This is a genomic window from Streptomyces sp. NPDC111507 (assembly GCF_055638955.1).
This window is the reverse complement of the sequence record NZ_JBVKBU010000005.1, coordinates 294,161-309,947: the sequence shown is the minus strand read 5'-3', so window position 1 is coordinate 309,947 and position 15,787 is coordinate 294,161. Positions and strand designations below refer to the sequence as shown.

Annotated in this window: 15 protein-coding genes and 1 pseudogene; 9 read left to right on the top strand and 7 right to left on the bottom strand. The window is 72.6% G+C overall.

What is annotated here, in order from left to right; genetic code table 11:
• Nucleotides 1-72: 72 nt before the first annotated feature.
• Entirely contained in the window at nt 73-702 is a 630-nt protein-coding gene (locus ACZ7M2_RS22555) for a LysE family transporter (protein WP_471596760.1), read from the bottom strand.
• A 405-nt stretch (nt 703-1,107) separates the two neighbouring features.
• Between ACZ7M2_RS22555 and ACZ7M2_RS22550 the strand changes: the two genes are divergently transcribed.
• Both ACZ7M2_RS22550 and ACZ7M2_RS22545 read left to right on the top strand, forming a co-directional pair.
• A complete protein-coding gene (locus ACZ7M2_RS22550) occupies nt 1,108-2,295 on the top strand; it encodes a cytochrome P450 (protein ID WP_352045126.1) in 1,188 nt (395 codons plus the stop codon).
• 19 nt (nt 2,296-2,314) lie between these two features.
• Nucleotides 2,315-2,509 (top strand): ferredoxin, encoded by a 195-nt coding sequence (locus ACZ7M2_RS22545; protein WP_471597015.1) that lies wholly within the window; start codon nt 2,315-2,317, stop codon nt 2,507-2,509.
• Nucleotides 2,510-2,627: 118 nt separating this feature from the next.
• Here ACZ7M2_RS22545 and ACZ7M2_RS22540 read toward each other — a convergent pair whose 3' ends face one another.
• The gene (locus ACZ7M2_RS22540) at nt 2,628-3,209 is read right to left on the bottom strand and encodes a TetR/AcrR family transcriptional regulator (protein WP_471596759.1); all 582 of its coding nucleotides are present in this window, start codon (nt 3,207-3,209) and stop codon (nt 2,628-2,630) included.
• Nucleotides 3,210-3,333: 124 nt separating this feature from the next.
• On the opposite strand from ACZ7M2_RS22540, the gene ACZ7M2_RS22535 reads away from it, so the two are divergent.
• From ACZ7M2_RS22535 to ACZ7M2_RS22525, 3 genes and pseudogenes are all read left to right on the top strand, one after another.
• Nucleotides 3,334-3,792: a nuclear transport factor 2 family protein gene (locus ACZ7M2_RS22535; protein WP_471596758.1), complete on the top strand. Its 459-nt coding sequence runs from the start codon at nt 3,334-3,336 to the stop codon at nt 3,790-3,792.
• A gap of 146 nt (nt 3,793-3,938) precedes the next feature.
• Nucleotides 3,939-4,186 (top strand): annotated as a pseudogene (locus ACZ7M2_RS22530) (zinc ribbon domain-containing protein); the annotation flags it as partial.
• A gap of 103 nt (nt 4,187-4,289) precedes the next feature.
• Nucleotides 4,290-4,823, top strand: a complete 534-nt coding sequence (locus tag ACZ7M2_RS22525) for a flavoprotein (protein WP_471596757.1) — start codon at nt 4,290-4,292, stop codon at nt 4,821-4,823.
• A 10-nt stretch (nt 4,824-4,833) separates the two neighbouring features.
• Here ACZ7M2_RS22525 and ACZ7M2_RS22520 read toward each other — a convergent pair whose 3' ends face one another.
• Together ACZ7M2_RS22520 and ACZ7M2_RS22515 are read right to left on the bottom strand one after the other, a co-directional pair.
• Nucleotides 4,834-6,525 (bottom strand): phospholipid carrier-dependent glycosyltransferase, encoded by a 1,692-nt coding sequence (locus tag ACZ7M2_RS22520; RefSeq protein WP_471596756.1) that lies wholly within the window; start codon nt 6,523-6,525, stop codon nt 4,834-4,836.
• A 114-nt stretch (nt 6,526-6,639) separates the two neighbouring features.
• Nucleotides 6,640-7,440 carry an endo alpha-1,4 polygalactosaminidase gene (locus tag ACZ7M2_RS22515; protein ID WP_471596755.1) on the bottom strand — a complete coding sequence of 267 codons (801 nt, stop codon included), beginning with the start codon at nt 7,438-7,440 and terminating at the stop codon, nt 6,640-6,642.
• Between the two features lie 355 nt (nt 7,441-7,795).
• On the opposite strand from ACZ7M2_RS22515, the gene ACZ7M2_RS22510 reads away from it, so the two are divergent.
• The 3 genes from ACZ7M2_RS22510 to ACZ7M2_RS22500 are packed head-to-tail and all read left to right on the top strand — an operon-like array spanning nt 7,796 to nt 12,120.
• Nucleotides 7,796-8,401, top strand: coding sequence for an NADPH-dependent F420 reductase (locus ACZ7M2_RS22510; protein WP_097287878.1), 606 nt, complete (start codon nt 7,796-7,798; stop codon nt 8,399-8,401).
• Between the two features lie 21 nt (nt 8,402-8,422).
• Nucleotides 8,423-9,346: an alpha/beta fold hydrolase gene (locus tag ACZ7M2_RS22505; protein WP_471596754.1), complete on the top strand. Its 924-nt coding sequence runs from the start codon at nt 8,423-8,425 to the stop codon at nt 9,344-9,346.
• Complete coding sequence (locus ACZ7M2_RS22500) at nt 9,343-12,120, top strand: helix-turn-helix transcriptional regulator (RefSeq protein ID WP_471596753.1); 2,778 nt, start codon at nt 9,343-9,345, stop codon at nt 12,118-12,120. Before ACZ7M2_RS22505 ends, ACZ7M2_RS22500 begins: the two co-directional genes overlap by 4 nt.
• A 2-nt stretch (nt 12,121-12,122) precedes the next feature.
• Here the strand turns inward: ACZ7M2_RS22500 and ACZ7M2_RS22495 are convergent, their stop codons facing one another.
• The gene (locus ACZ7M2_RS22495; protein WP_471596752.1) at nt 12,123-12,932 is read right to left on the bottom strand and encodes a phytanoyl-CoA dioxygenase family protein; all 810 of its coding nucleotides are present in this window, start codon (nt 12,930-12,932) and stop codon (nt 12,123-12,125) included.
• Nucleotides 12,933-12,996: 64 nt separating this feature from the next.
• Here ACZ7M2_RS22495 and ACZ7M2_RS22490 point away from each other — a divergent pair, with 64 nt between their 5' ends.
• Nucleotides 12,997-13,953, top strand: a complete 957-nt coding sequence (locus tag ACZ7M2_RS22490; RefSeq protein ID WP_471596751.1) for a helix-turn-helix domain-containing protein — start codon at nt 12,997-12,999, stop codon at nt 13,951-13,953.
• On the opposite strand, the gene ACZ7M2_RS22485 is transcribed toward ACZ7M2_RS22490, so the two are convergent.
• Complete coding sequence (locus ACZ7M2_RS22485; protein WP_471596750.1) at nt 13,883-14,407, bottom strand: universal stress protein; 525 nt, start codon at nt 14,405-14,407, stop codon at nt 13,883-13,885. The genes ACZ7M2_RS22490 and ACZ7M2_RS22485 overlap by 71 nt on opposite strands.
• 35 nt (nt 14,408-14,442) lie before the next feature.
• Entirely contained in the window at nt 14,443-15,699 is a 1,257-nt protein-coding gene (locus ACZ7M2_RS22480) for an arsenic transporter (RefSeq protein WP_471597014.1), read from the bottom strand.
• Between the last annotated feature and the right edge of the window lie 88 nt (nt 15,700-15,787).

The window sequence follows — 15,787 nt, the reverse complement described above, 5'->3', positions numbered from 1 at the left end:
CTCGGCATGATTCAACACCAGCGCGGACGCGAATCATCCGCACCGGGCCCGCAGACGCGCGAGCTCCCCTCCTCATGGTGCGACGAGCATCCGTACCGCCAGCACCACGATCACGGCACTCGACGCGAGCGCCGTGACCAGCCGCCCCCGTCGTCCCGTCAGCGCCCGGCCGAGCAGCGCGCCACCGCCGGCGAGCAGGAGTTGCCAGCTCGCGGACGCGACGAACGCGGCGAGCACGAACACCCCCTGCTCCAGGGGGCGCACCGCCTCGGCCGTCCGGCTGCCGAGGACCAGGGCGGCGAAGTAGATCACGGTGGTGGGATTGAGGAGGGTGATCCCGAGCAGGGCCAGGTACGCCCGCGCCGGGCGCACCGGGTCCCGTACGGAGCGGGCCGCGAGCCGCTGTTCGCGGTACTGGCGCACCGCGCCGACCGCGCCCCGGACGGCCATGGCGAGCAGCACCAGACCGGAGGCCCAGCGCAACGGCACGAGTACCGGTTGCAGCGCGGCGGCGAGGGCGGCGCCCCCGAGGGCGGCGACCAGGGCGTACAGCCCGTCGGCGGTCGCGACGCCCAGCGCGGCGCACCCGCCGGTTCTCAGGGACGTACGCGCGGTGAGGGAGACGAGATAGGTCGCGACCGCTCCGACGGGGATGGCGATGCCATAGCCCGCGAGAAGCCCCGCGACGAGCGCGGCGGTCACGACCGGGGAAGCGAGGGCCTCCGCGGACCGCCGGGCTGCTGCTGGACCCGCACCGGACGAGCGGCGGCGGAGGTCGGCGGCAGGAGGGCTTCGATCGTGGGCATGGGCAGATCCTGGGGCTGTCGAGCCACCCGTGCAAGTGAATTACGTGAGGACGTCACCGAGCCACCGAAGACGGGTGTGTACCGTGGAGGTAGCGGTTGGATCGAGCCATACACGCGCCGTACGTACGGCACCCGGGCGGCGACCGAGGCCCGTGGGAGCCCGGCGGCCGCCCCGACCGGCGACGGTGATCGGCCAGATGGTCCGTCCGGGGCATCTGGCCGAACTTTGCGTGGCTCCTATAGGTGCCTGGGGCATCTAATGAAGATCGGCAAGAGGGAACCATCGCTTGCGAGGTCACTCATGACAGAACCCGTTGCCTTCCCCCAGGACCGTACGTGTCCCTACCACCCGCCCACCGCCTACGACGCCCTGCGCGAGGCGCACCCCCTGTCGCGCGTCTCCCTGTTCGACGGGCGCAACGTGTGGGTCGTCACCGGGCACGGCACCGCCCGTGAACTGCTCACCGATCCCCGACTCTCCTCCGACCGCACCCGCCCCGCGTTCCCGATGCCCACGGAGCGGTTCGCCCAGTCCCGCAACCGGCGGGTCGCGCTGCTCGGGCTCGACGATCCCGCCCACCACACCCAGCGCCGCATGCTCGTGCCGAGCTTCACCCTGAAACGGACCGCGGCCCTGCGCCCGCGCATCCAGGAAACCGTCGACCGGCTGCTGGACGCCGTGGAGCGGCAGGGCCCGCCCGTCGAACTGGTCAGCGCCTTCGCGCTGCCGGTGCCCTCGATGGTGATCTGCGCGCTGCTCGGCGTCCCGTACGCCGACCACGACTTCTTCGAGGAGCAGTCCCGCAGGCTGCTGCGCGGCCCGGCCGCCGCGGACACCCAGGACGCGCGCGACCAGCTGGAGGCCTACTTCGGGGCACTGATCGACCGCAAGTGGAAGGACCCGGAGGACGGGCTCCTCGACGAACTCATCCACGAACAGCTGCGCGAGGGGAAGGTGGACCGCGAGGAGCTGATCAGCCTGGCGACGATCCTGCTGGTCGCCGGGCACGAGACGACCGCGAACATGATCTCGCTCGGTACGTTCACCCTGCTGCACCACCCCGAGCAGCTGGCGGAACTGCGCGCCGAGCCGACGCTCATGCCCGCCGCCGTGGAGGAACTGTTGCGCTTCCTGTCCATCGCCGACGGGCTGCTGCGGGTGGCGACCGAGGACATCGAGGTGGCAGGGGCGACGATCCGCGCCGACGAGGGGGTCGTCTTCTCGACCTCCGTCATCAACCGTGACGCGGGCACCTTCCCCGAGCCGGACGCCCTGGACTGGCACCGTTCGGCCCGTCATCACGTCGCGTTCGGCTTCGGCATCCACCAGTGCCTCGGCCAGAACCTCGCCCGCGCCGAGATGGAGATCGCCCTGCTGTCGCTCTTCGACCGGTTGTCCGGACTGCGTCTGGCCGTGCCGGCGGACGAGATTCCCTTCAAAGCGGGAGACACGATCCAGGGGATGCTGGAACTCCCCGTGACCTGGTAAGAGGCTGGCGGCCATGAGTATCGAGATCGCCATCGACAAGGACGTCTGCATCGGCGCGGGGCAGTGCGCGCTGACCGCGCCGAGCGTCTTCACCCAGGACGACGACGGCTTCAGCGCGCTGTTGCCCGGACGTGAGGACGGCGGCGGCGACCCGCTGGTCAGGGAGGCCGCGCGGGCCTGCCCGGTGGGCGCCATCACCGTCTCCGAGAGCTGAGGACCACACGCCGAGACCTGGGAACGACTCGACGAGCGCCGAGGACCACTCGGTGAACGCCGAGACCACTCGGCGGGGACGGCCGGCGCGCGCCGGCCGTCCCCGCCGGGCGTCGGCCCTATCGCCGCTGGGCCTCGACGAGTACCCGTGCCGCGCCGCCCGCCTGCCCGGCCGGCTCCGTGCTCCGTGTGATGCCCGCGGTGACCATGGCGCCCTCGGCCAGCAGGAACAGCTGGTCGGTGAGGGCGCCGGGAAGTCCCGCGGCGGCCACGAGGCCGCCCAGGTAGTCCTTGAACGCTCCCTTGTGGCCGCGGACCTGGGCGACCACGCGTGGTGACGTCGCGCCGAGTTCGCCGTAGGAGTTGATCCAGGCGCACCCGCGGAAGTCGGGCTCGGCGAACCATTGCCCCAGCCATTCGAACACCGCCAGGATCCGCCGCCCGGGCTCCTCGTACCCGTCGACGTGTTCGGCCAGCCGCTGCCGCCAGCGCACGTCGCGCCGCTGGAGATACGCCTCGACCAAGAGCTCCTTCGCGGGGAACAGCTGGTAGAGCCGCTTGAGGGAGACCCCCGAGGCGCCGCGGATGTCGTCCATGCCGACGGTCTGGATGCCACGGGCGTAGAAGAGTTCCTCCGCGGCGTCCAACGCCTGTTCCCTGGCGGCGGCGAGGGCCTGTTCGCGGGCGGTTGTGCTGTCCATGCGGGGCTGCTCCTTGACGCGAGAACCAACGTTCTCTACGTTAGCAGTCGTGAGAGAGAACGAGCGTTCTCGGCTCATGTGATGCGCGTGAACCAGATGCGCGCGTACCTGAAAGGACACCCCCATGAACGACCGCCCGCCCCTCCCGCCCTTCACCCGTGAGACCGCGGTCCAGAAGGTCCAGGCAGCCGAGGACGCCTGGAACACCCGTGATCCCCACAAGGTCGCCCTCGCCTACTCCGAGGACTCGGTCTGGCGCAACCGCGACACCTTCGTGACCGGCCGCGCCGAGATCGTCGAACTCCTTACCGCCAAGTGGGCGCGCGAACACGAGTACGCCCTGCGCAAGGACCTGTGGGCCTTCGACGGCAACCGCATCGCCGTCCGCTTCCAGTACGAGTCGCACGACGCCGACGGGCAGTGGTGGCGGTCGTACGGCAACGAGCTGTGGGAGTTCGACGAGCACGGCCTGATGACCCGGCGCGAGGCCAGCATCAACGACGTACGCATCGAGGAGCACGAGCGCCGCATCTTCGGCCCGCGCCCGGAAGCCGAACACGGGGACACCTTCCCGGTCCACTAGGCACCCCGCGTGTCCACCGGCGATCCCCCATGTTGCCTCCACCGTCGCCTTCAACCGAGGCGTCAGAGACCGCAACGGTCTGCAGAAGGAGGTGTACGCGGACCTGAAGGCGGCCTTCGGGCCAACCTGCGCGCCGGGAATCCCGGGTGTCCGTCGCGCAACGCACCGGTCGTGGGATCGCCGTCGAAGTACTCGACGGGATCCGCGAGCGGGTACGGCTACGCCGCGACCAGCGGGCCACGCTCTCCTCCTGCCCGTTCCACCAGCTCGACAGCACCTCGCCTACAAGGCCCGCCGGGCCGGGGTACCGTTCCTGGAAGTGGATCCGGCCTGCACCTCGCAGCGCTGCCCGCGCTGCGGGCACACGGAACGGGCCAATCGGCCCACCCGGGACCGTCCTGTCGTAGGGGACAGTCGGGAGCGCGACGAGGTGTGAGCAACGCTGAGCCGTACAAGCTCGGCCGTTCACGGCCGAGAAGGGTGACTAGGGTTCCCACGTGACCGAACACGCCGAAAAGCCCTTCCTGTACGTCGTCGTGTGCGCGGCCGGTGTCGCGCGGGACATCAGCAAACTGATCACCACGGCACAGGAACGGAGTTGGGAGGTCGGCGTCATCGCCACCCCGCAGGGGCTCGGCTTCTTCGACGCGCCGGCCGTCGAGGCACAGACCGGTCGCCCGATCAGGTCCGCCTGGCGGGCCCCGGGCGACCCGCGCCCCTTCCCGGCCCCCGACGCGGTGGCCGTCGCCCCGGCCACCTTCAACACCGTCAACAAGTGGGCGGCCGGCATATCCGACACCCTCGCGCTCGGCACGCTGAACGAGGCGTACGGCCTCGACGTCCCGATCGCCGTACTGCCCTGTGTGAGCGACGCGCTGGCGGCACACCCCGCGTACCGGGGGAGTGTCGAGCGGCTGCGCGGGATGGGTGTCCGGTTCGGCGACCGCTACTCCGGGGAGCCGGGGCAGGGCGGTCTGCGCGCGGAGTTCCCCTGGGGAGCGGCCCTGGACCTGCTCGCATCTCGCGCGTGACGCCCCGGGGTCACGCGCGACGGTAGATCGTGATCGAGTGGCCGACGTCGTCGATCGACGTGGCGCCGTGGAGCAGCGCCGCCAGACGGCCGTCGGCCTTCGCGACGGCGGTGTCCGACACGGCGAGCAGTCCGTGCACCTCGCTCGGCGGCACCTTGCGCGGATCGGCCGCCTCGATCCCGTAGTACGAGGGCACACCACTGCCCTTGTAGACCAGCCAGACCCGCTCGCGCGGATACCGCTCGGACAGACGGTCGGCCAGGCGGCCCAGGTCCTGCCCCCAGTCGACGTTCGAGTCGTGCAGCCGCAGACGGGTTTGCGAGGGTCCGCCGAACGCCTCGTTGGAGTACGGCAGGTAGTACGGGAACGCGCGCAGCGAACTGATCGCGACGAAGCCGACCAGCGCCGCCGTGACGAGGTGGGCCCAGCGCCGGCGCAGGGCGACGACCCCGGCCACCGCCACCGCCAGGAACACCGGGACGAAGAGGGCGTATCTGACGCCGAGGTCCCGGGACCCGGTCATGGCCACGGCCAGCAGGACGGCCGGGGGGAGCAGGACGTACGGGGCGGCGGGCCGCAGCCGGGGCACGGCGGCCATCACGCCGAGGCCCATGAGCCAGAGCGCGATCATGCCGAGCGGTGTCTTCACCAGCAGCGCGGCCGGCAGGTAGTACCAGAGCGAGCCGTGGTAGACCCGTCCGAACAGGAAGCCGGTCCACACGTCGTTCTCGAAGCCGAACTGGATCCGCATCCCGTCGCGGTACGGCCGAGGCAGCGGCAGCCAGTCGATGACGAGCCCGCGCAGACCGTGCACGGCCGGGAGGTTCGCGGGAGCCGTCCAGCGCAGCTGCGGGTCGACGAGCAGGTAGGTCGCCCAGACGACGGCGAGCGCCACGAGGGCCGTACCGGCGGCCACCGCCACACCCAGGCCGACGAGCCGCGGTTGCGCTCGCAGGCCCAGGCCCGGCGTGCGGCGTGCCTGCCAGAAGGAGAGGAACACCAGGAGCAGCAGCACCGGCACCGCCGGCAGGGTGCTCATCTTGGTGGCGAGCGCCGCGCCGAGCGCCGCCCCCGCGAGAGCGAGGTGGAGCAGGGGCCGCCGACGCCGGGCCCGCCACGCCAGCCACACCGACGTCAGCACGAAACCGGCCGCCGGTACGTCGAGTGTGGCGAGCGAGCCGTTGGTGATGACGTCGGGCGAGAACGCGTACAGCGCGAGCGCCACCAACCCGCCCACGGCGCCGACGAGTTCACGGGCGAACGCGAGGACGACCAGACCGAACAGCAGCGTCAGCACGATCACCGGCAGCCGCGCCCACAGCATCACCCGCCAGGGATCGTTGCCCGACTCGTACAGCAGCCGCCGCCCGAGCGCCGTCTGATCACCCGTGAAGTGGGCGTCCAGGTGCGGATGGACGAACACCAGTCCGGTCGCGATGATGAGCTTGCCCAGCGGCGGATGTTCGGGGTTGAAGCGCAGGCTGTGTTCCCGCACGTAGGTCTCCGCCGTGCCCACGTACACCGGCTCGTCGATCGTCGGCGTCTGCTGTGCGGCCGCCGTGACCATCGCGACCGCCATCTGGGCCAGCAGGGCGACCACCGCCAGCGCGAGCAGCCACCGCCGGTGCCGCCGGAGCCGATCGAACCGGCCCGGCGGTCTGGCGGTGCTCGTGGGCAGGTGGTCGCCCTGCCTGCTGGCCATGGATGTCGACATGCCCTCTGATACGTCCGCTCCGTGCGCACTCGCTCATCCGGAATCCACCCGGCTTCGGTGCGAGTATGCACGGTGACCTCTCCCGGGTCGGGGCAGCGTCCGTCAGCGCGTCCGGCGGACGTACTCCGCACTGCCCGGCGTCGACACCTGCACATCACGGCGCACGATGCTCAGCCGGTCCCCGTAGCTCGCGAGGGCCTTGCGCAGACCGCTGTCGGTGTACTCGATGTCCACCACCCGGTCGTCGAAGGCCCTCGCGTACGTGCCGCACTCGTCGTACTGGCCGCACTCCTCGGCCACCGCGAAGTCGAGCTTGGTCCTCGACCTGAGCCCGGCCAGCTCCGAGGTGTTCTTCTGTCCGATGGCCAGCCCCCGGGCATGCGCGTGGGCCGAGAGGAGCGTGATGAACGCGGTGGCGTCGTTCGCCGTCAGCAGACGGCCGGAACGGGTGTAGCTGTCGTAGTTGTCAGGCTCGACGGCGTCGAACCCCTTGTCGGCGCATTCGTCGATCGAGCGGTTGACCCGGGCGGCCACCCGCTTGCGCTTGGCCGGCGTGCGGAGGTCGAGGAGCGCCTCGTTCCAGTCGCGGTCCATGACGGCCCTGCCGTGCGCGTCCCGCAGCAGCAGATCGGCCGGCCACGCCTTCGTCTCGTCCGGCTGGGCCTGGAAGGCGTTGACGTAACAGATGTTGTACAGGCCGGGCGCGGGCGAGTCCGAACGGTCGCGGCTGACGATGCGGACGCCGGACGGTGGCGGATAAGCGCCGCCGATCTGGTAGTCGAAGCCCGCGTGGAGCGGGGGGAGTTGTACGGCCTCCGGGCTCGACCCAGAGGCCTTACCCTGCTGGGGTGGCGTCCCCTCGTCCGACCCGGTCGTACAGCTCACCAGCGTCGCGAGCGCCACCAGGGCGGCGGCTGCCCCCAGGCCGGTGACGCGGGAAACACGTTGGGCGGGAATGTCGGCTCCATCGATCGCGGGTACGACCCCGCCTCGGACGCTCCCGCGGTCCTGGCGACTTTGGCCGGACTCGAACGGTGTCCGCTACCGGCTGGGCGTACCTCTGCGTGCCCGGCGCGGCGCCTCGGCACCTCAGGATCAAATCGCCTGGACGGCGCCCGCGTCAAGGCGGCCCCCGCGGCACCCGCGCGGGTCGCGGACCCGGTCCAGTCACATGACAGAAGCGCCGCTGTGACCTGCGGCGTGATGCTGGCAGTCACCCTCTTGTCGTAGCCGCGGAACTCAAGGAGGAGGACACCTCATGCCCATCGGAATCATCGGTGCCGGAGCCATCGGCCAGGCCCTCGCCTATCGGTTCGTGGCGGCGGGCGAGCAGGTCGTCATCAGCAACAGCCGGGGCCCGCAGTCACTGCGGGACCTCGCCGCCTCGATCGGCCCGGCCCTGACGCCCGCCACCGTCGCGGAGTCGGCCAAGGAGGAGATCGTCGTCCTCGCCGTGCCGTGGCGACGGCTGAGCGAGGCGGTGGCCGCCGCGGACGTCCTCGACTGGCAGGAGCGGATCGTCATCGACACCACCAACCCACTCGGACCGCCCGACTTCAAGGTCGCCGACCTCGACGGCCGCACCTCCAGCGAGGTCGTCGCCGAACTCGTCCCCGGAGCACGCCTGGTGAAGGCGTTCAACACCCTGACGCCGGCGGTGCTCGGCTCCGATCCGCGCACTTTTGTCGGACGGCGGGTGATTTTCCTCTCGGGAAACCACCCCGGGGCGAACGAGCGCGTCACGCGGCTGGCGGACCGGGTGGGGTGGGCGGTCATCAATCTGGGCCCACTGGCGTCCGGCGGACGGCTGCAACAGTTCCCGGGCGGTCCCCTGCCGACGCTCAATCTGCTCCTGGAGCCCTGACCCACGCCGTATTGTCAGGACATGACCGGAGACCGCATCGAACTGGCCGTACACGACCACGGTGGTGACGGCCCACCCCTGCTTCTCATGCACGGAGCCAGGCGGACGCTCGCCGACTGGGCCGCCGTTGCCCCCCTGCTCGTCCCCCGGCACCGGGTGCTCGCCGTGGACCTGCGCGGACACGGTCTCTCACCGTCGGGGACCTGGAGTCTTCCCCGGGTACTGGACGACATCGAGGCGGTGCTCGAGCGGTACGACCTGCCCGGCGCGCTGCCCGTCGGGCACTCGCTCGGCGGGATGATCGCCGTGCGGTACGCGCTGGAGCATCCGGACGTCACGCCCGGCGCGGTGAACCTGGACGGATACGGCTGGGGCCGCCCCGACCAGTACGTGGGCCTCGACCCGGCGTACGTCGAGGAGCGCCTCACCCAGGTGCGGGAGTCGGCGACCGCGAGGGTGTCCGGCGGACCGCTTCCGGCGGACGGTCTCAAGGACCTGCTCGCCGAGCAGCGCGCACTCTCCGACCGACTGGGCATCCCCTACGAGCTGTTGGAGGCCGGTCTGCTGCGTACCGTGCGGCCCGCGCCCGACGGACGGCTGGAGGTGCGCCCCGAACGCGCGCTCGTGCTGGAGATGCTGGCCGCCGTCGACGCACTCGACCTCTTCGACCTCTTCGACGCCTTCGCGCGGACGCGGCGGCCACTGCTGCTCGGACGGGCCGCGCGACCCGTACCGCCCGCCCCCGGCCTGCCCTGGTTCGACGAACTGATGACGGCGTACGGGAAGGGGCTCGCCCGGGACCTCGCCCAACTGGCCGCGCGGCGGGCCACCGTGCGGGTCGTCGGGATCGACGGTACGCACGAGATGCTCCTGGAGAGCCCCGGCGCGGTCGCCCATGCCCTCCTCGCCTTCACCTCCGACGCGTTCCCCGGGTCCGACTCATGACGCCGCTCGGTGACGAGTGGATCGTCGGCCGGGACCACGAACTGGCCCTGCTGTCACGCCTGGTGGACGCTCTCACGACAGGGCGGACCGGAGCCCTGCTGATGACGGGAGGACCCGGCGCGGGCAAGAGCGCCCTCCTCGACGCCGCCGCCCGCATGGCCCGCCGGTCCGGGGTGCGGGTGCTGCGCTGCCGGGGGAGCGAGGGCGAGTCGGGCCTCGCCTTCGCCGGACTGCACCAGCTGCTGCGCCCCTTGCTCGACCTGGCCGAGGGGTTGCCCGCACGCCAGCGGGCCGCGCTGCTCGCGGTGTTCGGACTCGACGACGGCACGCCGATCGTCTCCGACCCCCTGCTGACCTCGCTCGGCGCGCTCACCCTGCTCTCCGACGCCGCGGAGCACGGCCCGCTCCTCCTGGTGATCGACGACACCCACTGGCTGGACCTGGGCACCCTCGACGTCCTGGCCTTCATGGCCCGACGCCTCGAAGGCGAGCCGGTCGCCCTGCTCCTGGCGGCGCGCGACACCGCCGTACCGGCCCAACTCGACCGTCAGGTCAACCGGTTGACGATCGAGCCGCTCGACCCGGCCGCCGCCGGACGGCTCCTCGACCACCAGCCCCGGCCCCCTGCGGGACGGGCCCGCTCCCGCGTCCTCGAACAGGCGGCGGGTGTCCCCCTCGCCCTCGTCGAACTCGCCCGGGCCGTGGCGCGCGACCCGGCCGGCGCCCACGAGGACGCGCTGCCCCTCACCGACCGGCTGGAAGCCATCTTCGCCGCGGACCTTCCCGAACTTCCCCCGGCCACTCGTGAGTTGCTGCTCTGCGCGGCGGCCGCGGAGAGCGTCGAGCTGCCCGTCATCCTCTCGGCCGTCGGGGACCGGGCGACCCCGGACGACTGGCTGCCTGCCGAACGCGCCGGACTCGTCCGCATCGACGCCGACCGCGTCCGCTTCCGCCATCCGCTGATACGTTCCGCGGTCTACCGGGCCGCGACCTACACCGAACGCCACACTGCCCACCGGGCGCTCGCCGACGTCCTCGTCGGGGATCCCGACCGCCGTGCCTGGCACCACGCGGCCGCCGCCTCCGGCGTCGACGAGGAGGCCGCCCGGGAACTCGACGACAGCGCGGCCCGGGCACAGCGCCGCGGCGGCTACGCGGCCGCCGCGACGGCCCTCGAACGGGCGGCCCGGCTCAGCCCCGACCCCACCGTCCGCGCCGGGCGCCTGGTACGCGCCGCGACCATGGCGATGTACGCCGGTCACCCGCGTTGGGTCGGCGAACTCAGCGCCCAGGTCGCCACTCTCACCGACGAACCGGCCCTCCTCGCCGAGGCCTCGCTCCTGGCGGGCTGGGCGCTCGCCGTGACCACCCAGTTCGCGGGCTCGCTCGGCTTCCTGCTGCCGGTCGCCGAGGCCGCCGTCGACGAGAACCCCGTACTGTCCCTCGACGCCCTGGCGACGGCCACCACACCCGCATACAACTCCGGGGCCCCGGAACACCGCGAGAACATCCTGCGGATCGTGGAACGTGTGCCGCCCCAGGACGACGAGACGGGCCGGCTCTGGGCCCTGGCCGGCTGCGATCCGGTACGCAACCGGGCCCAGGCCCTCGATCTGCTCGCGGCCACCTGGACCGCGCCCCTGCCGAAGCCCGGATCAGGCGTCGACATCCCGCTGTCCCGTCTGGTCGTCTCCGGCGGGGCCGCCTGGGTCCTGGACGAGACGGCCGAGGCGATACGGCTGCTCGGCGCGGCCATCGACCATCTGCGCCGCTCCCCGACGTCCGGGGCCAACGCCACCGTGGCCCAGGCCCTCGCGCTGGCCCTCTACGAGAGTGGGTCCTGGACCGAGGCCGGCGCGGCACTCGACGAGGCGTACGGCCTGGCGGCCGAAGGGGGACTGGAGAACGTGGTGGTGGGAGCGCCTGTGCTGCGCGCCACGCTGCTCGCCCTGCGCGGCGACACCGAGGAGGCCCGCGCCGCCGTACAGCGTGCCGTGCATGGCGTCGACCTGCCCAACTGCCGCAGTCTGCAGGTACGCACGCACTACGCGCTGGGCGCCGCGGCACTCGCGGAGGGCGACCACGCGGCGGCCTACGACCGCTTCCGCGCCGTCTACACCCGGCGGCCGGAGCCCGCGCCCCTGCACTTCCACGCCTCCGACTACTACCTGGCCGACCTCGTGGCAGCCGCCGTCCGCACGGGCCGGGCCGAGGACGCACGGCTCGTCCTCGACACGACCAGGCGGCGCCTCGCCGAGGGCGGGCCATCCGCGCGGCTCACCGCGATCGTGCACCGGGCCGAGGCCCTGCTCGCCGAACCGGACGACGCCGAACGGCACTTCACGGCGGCCCTGGCCGATCCGGCGGGCGACCAGTGGCCCTTCGAACGGGCACAGGTCCGCCTCGACTACGCCGAGTGGCTGCGCCGCCGGCGCCGCGCGGTGGAGGCGCGCCCCCAGCTCGCCGCCGCGCTGGAGGTCTTCGAACGGCTGGGCACCCGCCCCTGGACGGACCGCACCCGCGCCGAACTGCGCGCCGCGGGCGTCACCCAGGCGAGCACACCCGCCGGCTCCCCGGACAGCCTCGCCGAACTCACCCCGCAGCAGCTGCAGATCGCCCGCCTCGCCGCCGCGGGCCTGACCAACCGGGAGATCGGCGAACGGATCTTCCTCTCGCCCCGTACGGTCGGCTTCCACCTCTATCGGATCTTCCCCAAGCTCGGCATCACCTCCCGCGCCCAGCTCCGCGACGCGCTCCCCGAGCCGGGGGAATGAGATCAGTGCGGTGCCGCCGGAGCGAACTCCGTGCCGCACGGGCCCGCGCCCTCGCTCTCGGACAGGGCGACGGGCTCACCGCCCATCGTCAGCGTGGGGTAATGGCGGCCGATGTGATGGGTGGAGCGGCCGACGTAATGGCCGATGAAGGAACGGCGGAAGCGGTCGGCGCTGCGGTTCGGTCCGGAGCCGTGCACCAGACTGCCGTTGAAGAACAGCACGTCACCCGGTGCCATGTCGACGGGCGCGACGGCCAGACCGGGCGGCGGCGGGACGTACTCCCGTACGAAGGACAGCTCCGCGTCCGCCTCCTCCGGGCAGAACAGGTCCATGCGGTGCGTGCCCGGCACCACTTCCAGGCCGCCGTTCTCCCGGTCGATCGCGTCGCACGCGATCCAGGCGGCCACGCAGGTGCCCGGTTCGACCCGCAGATAGAAGTTGTCCTGGTGCAGCGCCTGCCCCCGGGCCCCGGGGGGCTTGAAGTAGAACATGCTCTGCGCCGCCAGGACCTCCTCGCCGAGCAGGGTCTCCAGGATCCGCCGCAACCGGGGATCGAGCAGGCGGCGCAGGGACAGCTCGTTGATGCGGTGCGGATGCATGACCCGGGGATGGGTATCCAGCGGATCCGCCGGACCGCCGGTCCCGGTGGCGCGGGGTTCGAAGTGCCCCGGGACCGGCCCGGCGGCGTGCAGGGCCGCGAACTCCGCGCACAGCTCGTCGATCTCGGCGCCGGTGAACAGGCCGCGCACCACCACGAACCCGTTCTCCTCGAAGTCCGACCACCGCGGCCCACCCATGTCCGTGACTGTCATCCGCCCGTCCCTTCCTACCGGAGTCCCAGGTGCCTCACGCTAGGTCGACGAGCCCCCCGGGAGGATGCCCGTGCGTGCTGAGGACTTGCCCGAGCCTGCTGCCCCGTCCCCGCCGCCGGGCCTGGTGACCGTCGGTCGCTTCGACCAGGGACCGGGATACCGCGTCAACCGGCCCCGGGGCAGCGACAGTTGGCTGTTCACCTGGACGACGGGCGGACGGGGACGGCTCCGGCAGGGAGCGGCCCGGACGGCGGCCGGCGCAGGAGACCTGGTGGTCCTGGGGCCCGGCGTGCCGCAGGACTACGCCGTCGAACCCGGCGCCGGACACTGGGCGTTCTGGTGGGCGCACTGCCAGGCCCGCCCGTCCTGGACCGGCTGGCTGCGGCCCCACGCCCTCGACGACGGCCTGTACGCCGTCGGACCCGCGCCCGCCCGGGAACGTATCGAAGCGGCGTTCCGCCGGATGCTCACCGACGCCCGCTGGACGGGGGACGGCCTGCCGCCCGAGGGCGCGGAACCCGCCCCGGGCGAGGTCGCGGTGGCGCACGGCACCGCCGCCCGGGAGCTGGCCCTGTGCTCCCTGGAGGAGATCGTGCTGCTCGCCGCCGCCCGCGCGGAGCGCCGCCGCCCCGATCTCGACGCCCGGGTCCGCCATGCGGAGGCGGTGATCGCCGCGGACCCGGGCGCGCCCCACACCGTCCGCTCGCTGGCCGGCACGGTCGCGCTCTCACCGTCCCGGTTCGCCCACCTGTTCACCGAGCAACTCGGCCGCTCCCCGATGCGGGCGCTGCGCGAGGCCCGGCTGCTGCACGCGGCCCGGCTCCTGGAAGCCACCGAGCTCCCGGTGGAACGGGTGGCCGCGGCCTCCGGATTCACCAGCGCGTTCCACTTCAGCCGGGTCTTCCGGCAGCGCTACGGGACTCCACCGGGCGCCTATCGGAAGGGCATCGCTAGGAGTGCGGGGGGCGCGGGTGATGTGGGGGATCCGGAGCATGCGGGGGAGGCGGCGGGATCGTCGTGACGGCAGGCGTGGCCTCGGGCCAGATCAGCAGCACCGGGCACGGCGCGTGGTCGACGACGAACCGCCCGGCCCTGCCCAGGCTGTGCGGCCCGAGCCGGGCCCGGTCGCCGTCCCGGGCCACCACGAGCAGATCGGCGCCTTCGGCGGCGGCGACCACCTCATGCTCCGTGCGCCCGGTGCTTTCCTGGCGGGTGCAGGGGCGGCCGAGGCGCTCGGCCGCCGCGTCGAGCAGCCGCGCCGCCGACCGGGCGCCGAGGGCCTCCAGCCGGTTCCCGGGATCGCGCTCGGCGTGCCCCCGGCCGAGCAGCCCGGCGAAGGCGCCGTGCGCCAGTCCGGGCACCCCGGGTTCGCTGACATGCAGCAGCACGACCTCGGTCGCCTGCGGCGCGTGCGTGCGCACGGCGTCCACGCAGGCCGGCCAGGTCCCCTCGACGAGCCAGACGACCACCCGCATGAGCATCAGCCTCCGGCCCTCACTTGTGCGATGGTTCAGCCCCCGATGAAGCGGAGCGAGAACCACAGTGCCAGTACGGCGGGAACCAGCGCCGCCGGCACGGCGATCAGACCCAGCCGGGTGAACTCCCGCAGATCGACGCCGTGGTCGTGCTCCTGCACGATACGCCGCCACAACAAGGTCGCCAGGGAACCGGCGTAGGTGAGGTTGGGGCCGATGTTGACCCCCAGGAGTACGGCCAGCACCGCGCCGGAGCCGGAGGTGGCGGCCAGCGGCAGCAGCACCAGGACCGCGGGCAGGTTGTTGATGAGATTGGCCAGTACGGCGGCGAGCGCCGCGATCCCGAGCAGCGCGGGCAGCCCGCTGCCGTGCGGGAGGAGATGCCCGAGGGCGTCGGAGAGTCCGTTGTCGACCACGGCACGGACGACGATGCCCAGCGCGAGCACGAACACGAGGAAGGCCGGAGAGGCGGCCCTCAGTACGGTGAGCGGGGTGGCGCGCCCGCGCAGCAGGGCTCGGGCGGCCAGCACCAGCGCCCCCGCCGCGGCGGACCAGGCGGGGTCCACGCCCAGCGCGGAGGCGACGACGAACCCCGCCAGGGTGCAGCCCACGGTGACCAGCGCGAACAGGGGCAGCTCCGGCGGCTCCCCGGTCGTCGGCTCGGGCACGGCCGCTGCCAGGTCGCCGGCGAAGAAGCGCCGGAAGACCACGTACTCGGCCCCGATGGCCACCAGCCACGGCAGCACCATCAGCGCCGCGAACCGGGTGAAGCTGAGACCGCTCGCGGTGAAGGCGAGCAGATTGGTGAGGTTGGAGACCGGCAGCAGCAGCGAGGCCGTGTTCGACAGATGGGTGCAGGCGTACACGTGCGGCTTCGGGCGGGCGCCCATCCGGGCGGCGGTGGCGAACACCACCGGGGTCAGCAGCACGATGGTGGCGTCCAGGCTGAGCACCGCGGTGATCGCCGAGGCGAGCGCGAAGACCGCGGTCAGCAGGCGCCCCGGCCGCCCCGCCGCCCAGCGGGCCATCCATGCGCCGCAGGCGTGGAAGAGCCCCTCGTCGTCGCAGAACTTGGCGAGTACCAGTACCGCCGCCAGGAAACCGATCACCGGCCCGAGGTGACCCGCTTCCGCGCCTGCGTGGTCCCAGGAGATCGCGCCGGTGGCGATCACCAGCAGGGCGGCCGGGGCCGCGACGACCGCCTCCGGCCAGCCGAAGGGGCGGACCACCGCGCAGACTAGGACGGCGACGAGCAGGACGACGGACAGGGATTCAGCGAGCGGGGTGTTCAGGGTTCGGTCCTCCGGGACACAAGTCGTGGTGCCCGACCATCAGATCAGACGCCGCGCCTCGCCCCGCTCACCGACCCTTCGGACCTGC